The following is a 1,457-nucleotide window of genomic DNA, read 5'->3' on the forward strand; positions in this document are numbered from 1 at the left end:
TGAACTGCGCCCCTGATGTTGGACAAAAATCCAACCTCAGGGGCGTTTCACATGAGCAAGCACACCAGACAGTTCAAGCTTTCCGCCATCCAGGCTTTTCTGCAACGAGGCCTTGGCTACCGTTTCATTGCCGCGAAGTTCCAGATGGACCCCTCCTTGCTGCGCCGCTGGGTACAGGCCTACCGCATCCATGGCGAGACCAGCCTGTCCAGACAAGCGCGGACTTTCAGCCCTGAGTTCAAGCTCTCGGTGCTCGAGCGGAAATGGCGCGACAAGTTGTCGTTGCGCCAAACAGCGGCCGTTTTCAACCTGACGCATTCCAGCCAGATAGGCATATGGGAAGCGCAGTACTACAGTGGCGGCATCAAAGCCCTGGTAGCAGGAACCAAAGGACCGCGTAACGTCATGATCAAACCATCCGTCCCACCCGCCAACACGTCGCCCAAGGCCGATGAAGAACTCTCGCACGCCGAACTGCTAGCCAAGTTGCGCCACGCCGAGATGGAGATCGCCTACCTAAAAAAGTTAAAAGAACTGCGCGAGGAGAAGGCGAGACAGAAGAAGGCCGGGAAGAAAAAGTCCTGATCATCTCGGCCCTGCGCACCCGCTTCCCGCTCGACGGCCTGCTTAAGCTGGCCGGACTGGCGCGCAGTACGTATTACTACCAGCGCAAGTTGATGGTCGCCGGTGACAAGCTGGCTCCGCTCAAGGACCGTATCCGTGAGATCCAGGAGCAGCATAAAGGTCGCTACGGCTATCGGCGCATGACAGCGACACTGCGCAGCGCCGGCCATGTAGTGAACAGCAAGGTCGTGCGGCGACTGATGGCCGAGCTCGACCTCAAATGCACGGTCCGCGTGAAGAAGTACAAGTCCTATCGTGGCCAGCCCGGACGCATCGCCCCCAACACGATGGAGCGCAAGTTCACGGCAGAAGAGCCAAACACGAGGTGGGTAACGGACGTGACCGAGTTCAAGGTGGCGGGTGAAAAGCTGTATCTCTCTCCGGTGCTGGACCTATTCAATGGCGAGATCGTGGCACATCAGATCGACACCTCGCCGCACTATCCATTGGTTGGTCAGATGCTCGAACAGGCGCTGTCACGGCTGCCGGAAGGGGCCAGGCCTATGCTGCACTCCGACCAGGGCTGGCAGTATCAGTACTACCGCTACCGGAATCGACTTGAGGAGAGGGGACTGGAGCAGAGCATGTCACGCAAGGGCAACTGCCTGGACAATGCGCGAATGGAGAGTTTCTTCGGCACACTGAAGACCGAGATGTATCATGGTCAGCGCTTCGCCAGCATCGAAGATCTGAGCGCTGCAATCGATGAATACATCGATTACTACAACCATGATCGAATCAAGATGGGGCTGGCCGGCCTGAGTCCCGTGGCATACAGGAATCAGGCCGCAGCAGCCTAATCAAAGATTGTCCAACAAATGGGGCGCACCTCA

1 protein-coding gene is annotated in these 1,457 nt (G+C 57.7%); it reads left to right on the top strand.

Annotated elements, in window-relative coordinates:
- Positions 1 to 51: 51 nt before the first annotated feature.
- A protein-coding gene (locus tag J5M71_RS25900; RefSeq protein ID WP_207838276.1) for an IS3 family transposase occupies positions 52 to 1,424 on the top strand; the annotation gives its coding sequence in 2 pieces (ribosomal slippage) (positions 52 to 525 and positions 528 to 1,424; 1,371 coding nt in all).
- Positions 1,425 to 1,457: the final 33 nt, after the last annotated feature.

The sequence above is a fragment of the Pseudomonas sp. 43(2021) genome (genome assembly GCF_017490805.1).
In the GTDB taxonomy this organism is placed as follows: Bacteria; Pseudomonadota; Gammaproteobacteria; order Pseudomonadales; family Pseudomonadaceae; genus Aquipseudomonas.